Consider the following 6679-nt stretch of genomic DNA (forward strand, 5'->3'; position numbering starts at 1 on the left):
CTCTCGAGTATGCATGTGAATGGTGATGTGATGTTTGTTGAATGGGTGTATGATAAGAGATCGGCGGACCCCGAAGCGTGAGACGTATGCGATCGTCGGCAGCGGCAGATGTGGAGAAGAGACAGCGCCTGGCCCCCGTCCCGGGTGCTCTCCTCTACGATGCAGTGATGACCACCACCCTCACCCTGCTGGACCCCGCCGGCCCGGACCGCGAGGCGCTCACCGACCCCACTCCCCTCTTCGACCTGCGCGTGGCCGAGCGGTTCCGCGGCCGAGGCCTCGGCGTCGAGATCCTCACCGCGCTGACCCGTCACGTGTTCGAGACGATGCCGGACGTCGACCGGTTCGAGGGCCAGACCCGCGAGGACAACTCGCCGATGCTCCGCACCTTCCAGCGGGCCGGCTGGGTCAAGGAGGCCCACTACCGGCGGGGCTGGCCCGTGGAGGGTGGGGAGCCGGTGGCCTCCGTGGCCTATGCGATGCTCCGCCAGGACTGGGAGAACGGCACGACGACGCCCGTGCCGTGGGAGTGAGGCTGCCGGCGAACGACCTGGACTGACACCCACCTGGAACACTGGTCCCATGTCCTCTCTCGCCCAGGCGCTCCGGGTCCACCGCCTCGTGCAGGACGACGTCGCCCTGCGCATGCTGCGCATGGACTCCCTGCCCCTCGTGGCCGGCGTCCTCGCCACCCATCTGGGCGCCCCGAACGCGAGCCTGCCCACGCACGAGCTGCATGACGCCCTCGACGCCGAGCTCGACACCCTGCGGGACCACCTGGACCTCTCGGGGCGGACAGCCAAGGCGTACTGCGAGGACTGGCGGCAGGCGGGACTGCTCGAGCGGCGCATCGCGGACGAGGCCCGCGAGGAGGTCTACGAGCTGACGCCGGCCGCGCGGCAGGGGCTCCGCGTCGTCGAGCAGCTCCTCGCACCGCGCGCGAGCGTCACCGAGTCCCGCCTCGTCTCCCTCCTCACCGCGCTCCATCAGCTGGCCCTCGAGACCGACCCGGACACCTCCCGCCGGCTGGCCGCCCTGCGGGCTGAGCAGCAGGCCCTGGCGGAGCGCATCGAGCGCATCGCCTCCGGTGAGGACACCGTGCTGGATGAGCGACGCGCGGTGGAGCGGCTCGACGACGTGCTCACCCAGGCGGCCGACCTCCCCGTGGACTTCGCCCGGGTCCGGGCACGGTTCGGGGAGCTCAATCAGGAGCTGCGGCGTCGCATCCTCACGGACGAGGGGCTTCCCGGCGACGTCCTGGAGAACGTGTTCCGCGGCGTGGACCTCATCGAGTCCTCGGACGAGGGCCAGACCTTCGCCGCGTTCTCCCGCATGGTGCGGGACCCCGCGATGTCCGCGGCGTTCCAGGCCGACATCCGGGCCGTCCTCGAGCGCGACTTCGCCGCGGATCTGCCGCCCGCCACGCGGCGTGCGGTGCGTGGCCTCGCACGCACCCTGCAGGACGGCTCGTCCGCCGTGCAGGACACGCTCACGGAGTTCGCCCGCGGCCTGCGCCGCTACGTCCTCTCCCAGGAGTACCACCGGGACCGCCGTCTGCACGTGGCCCTCCGGGAGGCGCTCAGGGCCGCCGCCGACGCCGCCCCGGCCACGCGTCCCTACCGGCAGACGGGGCGGGACCTGGACCTCACCGGCATGTCCCTGCGCTCCGTCGGGGAGATCTCCCTGCACGATCCCCGCGAGTTCGACGTCGGTCCTGCCCTCGAGGACGCCGCCGTGGCCACGGTGGACATGGCCGCCCTGCGTGCGCTCGCCCGTGAGACGGAGATCGACTTCACGGAACTGCGCGAGAACGTGAACCGCACCCTCGAGGGGAAGGACGGCGCGCCGGCCTCGGCCACGGTCGCCGACGTCCTCGAGCTGCACCCCGCCACGCAGGGGGTGGCGAGCGTCGTCGGACTCCTCTCCCTCGCCGCGCAGCACGGCCAAGTGGACCCCGACGCCGTCGACCTCCTCCGCTGGCCCGCCGCCGCCGGGATGCACTCCGCGCACGTGATCCGCCACCGCTTCACCGAAAGGCTCCCCTGATGACCCCGGATTCCGACGACGCGGCGACTCCGCCCGCCACGGACGCTGCGCATACCGCCGGCGCCGCGCCCACGCTGTGGGAGGGCGATCTCGGCACGCTCGGAGAGCAGTCACGACGCGCACTGCTCGAACTCCTCCAGGGTCCGTACCTCTCCGGCCGCCGTCGCCCCCAGCTGTGGCAGGCCCTGATCGCCGACGAGGCCGCCATCCGCTCGCGGCTGCACGACCTGTTCCTCGACGTGGTGATCGACCAGCATGACGAGTTCGCGTTCACACGCAGGGTCGCGACGGACGAGATCGCGGTGCCGGCCGCCCTGCGCTCCAAGTCCATGACGTTCCTGGACACCGCGATGCTCCTGGTCCTGCGCCAGCACCTGCTGACGGCGGCCGGCGAACGCCGCGTGATCGTGGGCCGGGACGAGGTCTTCGAGCAGCTGGCCGTGTACCAGCAGGGTGACGACTCCGGGTGGGCGCGCCGACTGAACAGCTCGTGGACCAAGATGCTCAACAGCTTCTCCGTCCTCCAGCAGCTGGAGGACGACCGCGCCGAGGTCTCGCCGGTGCTCAAGGTGATGATCGGCCCGGAGGAGGCCCGGGCGTTCACCGAGCTGTACCGCGAGATCGCGGCGGGGCAGAACGACGACGACGCGGATGTCACGACCCAGGAGGACGACCGATGACCGCACCTCATCCCGCGCAGGAGCAGGACACGTTCGACCTCGGCATCGAGTTCCCCGGCCGCGACACAGCGGACATCCGCCAGTGGCGCCTCGAGGAGGTCCAGATCGCCAACTGGGGCACCATGGACGGTCGCATCCACCGCTTCCCCGTCTCGCGCCGCGGGCACCTGATCACGGGGCCCTCGGGCTCGGGCAAGTCCTCGATCCTGGACGCGATCGCCGCCGTCCTCACCCCGGACAAGTGGCTGCGCTTCAACCAGGCCGCGCAGGGCGGGGCGGAGCGGACGGCCACGCGCGGCCTGGTCTCCTACGTGCGCGGCGCGTGGACCCGCCGGCAGGACGAGGACGAGGACCGCGTGGTCTCCGCGTACCTGCGCCCCGGGGCCACGTGGGCCGGCGTCGTCCTCACGTATCGCGACGGCGCGGGCGGCGTCGTCTCGCTGTGCCGACAGTTCTTCCTGCGCGGCACCGCGATGTCCCGGGCCGACATGAAGGACCTGTGCCTGCTCGAGCGCTCTGCCGTGGACCTGGCCGAACTGCAGACGCTGATCGACGACGGCATCAGGACCCGCCGTGTGCAGGCACGCTGGCCGCAGGCCGTCGTCACCACGAACGGCGGTCACGGCCCGTTCTACGCGCGCCTGCGCTCGGTGTTCGGCATCCGCGACGACGCCGCGCTGCACCTGCTGCACCGGACCCAGTCCGCCAAGGGGCTGGACTCGCTGGACCAGCTGTTCCGCAACCACATGCTGGAGCGGCCGCCGACGTTCGCCATGGCGGACCGCGCGGTCGAGGAGTTCGGCGCGCTGCGCACCGCGTACGAGCGCGTCGTGGACCTGCGCCGGCAGCGGGACCACCTGCTCGAGGTGCGCACGGCCGCACAGGAGTACGAGGCCGCCGTCGCCGAGGAGTCCAGGCTGCGCCGCCTCGAGGCCGCCATCCACCCCTACCACCAGGCCAGGTTCCTGGCGGAGATCCGGCGGGCGCTCGAGGAGGTGCAGGCCTCGCTCGCGGGCCTTCACGCGGCGCGCACCGAGGCCGACGCCGAGCAGGAGCGCGCGGAGCAGCGGCGCCAGCACGCCCTGATCGCGCTCGCCAGCGTGGGCGGGGACCGCGTCGGGGAGCTCGGACGGCAGATCGACGCGGCACGGGAGCAGCACCGGGAGCGTCTGGCTCGGCGCGCCGTCCTGGCGAACCGCCTCCGCGCGGCGGACGTGGACGCGGAGCCGAGTACCGCCGTCGAGTTCGGCGAGCTCCAGGCGGCCATCGCCGCGGACCTGGAGGCGCCGCCCGAGCACCCGGGGCCGAGCCACGCCCAGCTGACCGAGCTCAGCCGCCTGCGGGAGGCGGTGCGCGAGCTCGAGGCGGACATCACGGCCCTGCGCCGCCGCGGCAGCACCGTGCCCCGGCACCTGGCGTCGGTCCGGGAGGACCTGGCGGAGCACCTGGGCGTGCGGACGGACGCGGTGCCCTTCGTGGCCGAGCTGCTCGACGTCGACGCGCGCCATCAGGAGTGGACCGGCGCGATCGAGCGCGTGCTCGCCCCGCTCTCGCTGACCCTGCTGATCCCCACGCGGCTGCTCTCGGCGGCCCGGACCTGGATCGACCGGCGCCACCTGGGCGTGCGACTGCGGTTCGAGGAGGTCAGGCCGACGCGGGCCGCCATCCGGCCCGCGAGCAGTCAGGACTCCCTCGTGCACAAGGTGACGGTGAAGCAGGGCGTGTTCCACGACTGGCTCCAGGCCCGCCTCTCCGAGCGGTTCGACCTGGCGTGTGTCAGTACGGCCGCCGAGCTCGCGCGGCACGAGCGGGCCGTGACGGCGGCCGGCCAGGTGAAGCTCTCCGCCACGCGGTACGAGAAGGACGACCGGTTCCGCGTGGATGACCGCTCCCGTTGGGTCCTCGGCGATCCGGCGGCGAAGCTGGAGGTGCTGGTCGAGGAGCGCGCCGCGCGCCAGGCGGCGTTCGCCGTCGTCGAGGGCGAGGTCCAGCGGGCCCAGGAGCGGGCCGATGCGGAGCGCCGGCGCCGCGCCACTCTGCGCAGCGTGCTCGAGACCCCGTGGACGGACGTGGACCACGCGGCACTGGAGCGCCGGATCGCGGACCTCCGGGCGCAGGCGGATGAGCTCAGCGCCGCCAGCGGCGATCTGCAGGCCGCCCGTCGCAGGGACGAGGCCGCCCAGCAGGACCTCCGGACCGCCCGCCAGGCCGCTGACGAGGCCCGACTGGCCGCCGCCCAGGCCGAGCGCCGCCGAGCCGAGCTCACCCAGGAGGCGCGAGAGCTCGAGGCGGAGAGCACCGGCCGCGAGCCGCTCCCAGCGGAGCTCACCGCCGAGCTCGACGCCCGCTTCCGGGCCGTGCGCCGCTCCGCCACGCGTTCCGCCCTGACGGAGAGCGCCGACCTCGTGCGCCGGGACGTGAGCGCGCTGGCCGAACGCGCGCGTTCCGCGGGTGCGCAGGCGGGGGAGCGCTGCACCGTGCTCACCACGCAGTTCTCCCGCCAGTGGGCGGTGGCGGCCGCGGACGCCTCGCCCGGCGTCGAGGACCGCGGCACGTACCTGGCGATCCTCGAGCGCATCGTGGGGCAGGGGCTGCCCGAGCACGAGGACCGGTTCCACCAGATCCTGCACGAGCGCTCCTCCGTGCTCTTCGGCGAGCTCCACCGGGCCATCAGCACCGCGCCCGGGGAGATCGAGGACCGCGTGGACCCCATCAACTCGGCGCTGCGGCGCTCCCCCTTCGACGAGGGGCGGTTCCTGCACCTGCGTGTGCGCGTGCGTCGTCCCGAGGCGGCGCAGCAGTTCCTCCGCGACCTCTCCGCCGTGGCGGAGAACGCGTGGGCCGACGACTCCCTCGACGATGCCGAGCGGCGCTACACCGCGCTGGCCGGGATCATGGACCGCCTCGCCTCCTCGGACCACGTGGACCGGGTGTGGCGGCAGCAGTGCCTGGACACGCGCGAGCACGTCACCTTCCTCGCGCAGGAGGTCGACGACGCCGGCGCCGTCCACGCCACGTACGACTCGGGCGCCGCGATGTCCGGCGGGCAGCAGCAGAAGCTCGTGGTCTTCTGCCTCGCCGCGGCTCTGCGCTACCAGCTGGCCGCCCCCGAGGACCCGCGCCCGCGGTACGGGACGGTGATCTTGGATGAGGCGTTCGACAAGGCCGACGCCCGCTACACGCGCATGGCCATGGACGTGTTCGTGGAGTTCGGCTTCCAGATGGTGCTCGCCACCCCTCAGAAGCTCCTGCAGACCATCGCCCCCTACGTCGGCGGCATCACCACGGTGGAGAACCCGACGCGGCGGCTCACCCAGATCGCCGAGGTGATGTGGGAGGACGAGGAGAAGTGAGCGGGGCGACGGGACGGGGCCGGGATGGGACGGGGGCCTGGCCGATGGTGGCTCCGGAGGCGGCGCGCGAGCTGGCGCGTCGGGCCCTGGCCCGGTCGCATCGCGGGTGGACCCTCGGCGAGGTGCCCACCCCCGCGTGGTCGCTGCCGCTCAAGCCGCCCACGGAGCAGGTCGTCCTCGCCGACCCGCAGGCCGCGCAGTCCTGGGCACGGGGCTGGCGGGCCGCCACCCTGCCCGCGGGCATCCGGGTGGAGTGGGCCGAGCGCAGCTGGCGCAGCGTCGGGCGGCAACAGGTGCCCGTACGCGTCCACGCGGTCACCCCGGACGCGCTCGTGGCGTGGGTCGGCGGGCGCGAGGCGCGGGAGCAGCGGGTCTTCGCGGAGCGCGTCGCAGCGATGCGGCGGCTGGGCCAGGCCCGTCTCCTATACACATCTCCGAGCCCACGAGACGGAGCTACATACCGTATGCCGTCTTCTGCTTGAAAAAAAAAAAAACACTAAATGAGTAGACACCGACTAAACAGCTGCAACGAGTGCAGCAAAAACAGAAAAAGCTGAAGAATGACAAGAAGCTAACCAATTTCAAGAATTAAAGCAAGAA

At 72.5% G+C, this 6679-nt stretch carries 5 protein-coding genes; all 5 read left to right on the top strand.

All coding sequences use genetic code 11. The features are described from left to right. The first annotated feature begins 167 nt into the window (after window positions 1-167). The 5 genes from FLM69_RS10835 to FLM69_RS10855 are packed head-to-tail and all read left to right on the top strand — an operon-like array spanning window position 168 to window position 6561. Complete coding sequence (locus tag FLM69_RS10835) at window positions 168-533, top strand: GNAT family N-acetyltransferase (protein ID WP_036382406.1); 366 nt, start codon at window positions 168-170, stop codon at window positions 531-533. 49 nt (window positions 534-582) lie between these two features. After that, complete coding sequence (locus tag FLM69_RS10840; protein WP_135019550.1) at window positions 583-2046, top strand: DUF3375 domain-containing protein; 1464 nt, start codon at window positions 583-585, stop codon at window positions 2044-2046. Continuing rightward, a complete protein-coding gene (locus tag FLM69_RS10845) occupies window positions 2046-2726 on the top strand; it encodes a DUF4194 domain-containing protein (RefSeq protein WP_010079828.1) in 681 nt (226 codons plus the stop codon). The genes FLM69_RS10840 and FLM69_RS10845 overlap by 1 nt, the downstream gene beginning before the upstream one ends. Further along, window positions 2723-6079, top strand: coding sequence for an ATP-binding protein (locus FLM69_RS10850; protein WP_135019549.1), 3357 nt, complete (start codon window positions 2723-2725; stop codon window positions 6077-6079). Before FLM69_RS10845 ends, FLM69_RS10850 begins: the two co-directional genes overlap by 4 nt. A 44-nt stretch (window positions 6080-6123) precedes the next feature. After that, complete coding sequence (locus FLM69_RS10855; RefSeq protein WP_255502835.1) at window positions 6124-6561, top strand: DUF3322 domain-containing protein; 438 nt, start codon at window positions 6124-6126, stop codon at window positions 6559-6561. The last annotated feature ends 118 nt before the right edge of the window (window positions 6562-6679 follow it).

The organism is Micrococcus sp. R8502A1, assembly GCF_006704135.1.
Classification (GTDB): Bacteria; Actinomycetota; Actinomycetes; order Actinomycetales; family Micrococcaceae; genus Micrococcus; species Micrococcus luteus.

Excerpts from the sequence above, each read along its gene's own strand:
- FLM69_RS10835 (WP_036382406.1), top strand. The coding sequence starts at position 168 with ATGACCACCACCCTCACCCTGCTGGACCCCGCCGGCCCGGACCGCGAG.
- FLM69_RS10850 (WP_135019549.1), top strand. The coding sequence starts at position 2,723 with ATGACCGCACCTCATCCCGCGCAGGAGCAGGACACGTTCGACCTCGGC.
- FLM69_RS10840 (WP_135019550.1), top strand. The coding sequence starts at position 583 with ATGTCCTCTCTCGCCCAGGCGCTCCGGGTCCACCGCCTCGTGCAGGAC.
- FLM69_RS10845 (WP_010079828.1), top strand. The coding sequence starts at position 2,046 with ATGACCCCGGATTCCGACGACGCGGCGACTCCGCCCGCCACGGACGCT.
- FLM69_RS10855 (WP_255502835.1), top strand. The coding sequence starts at position 6,124 with ATGGTGGCTCCGGAGGCGGCGCGCGAGCTGGCGCGTCGGGCCCTGGCC.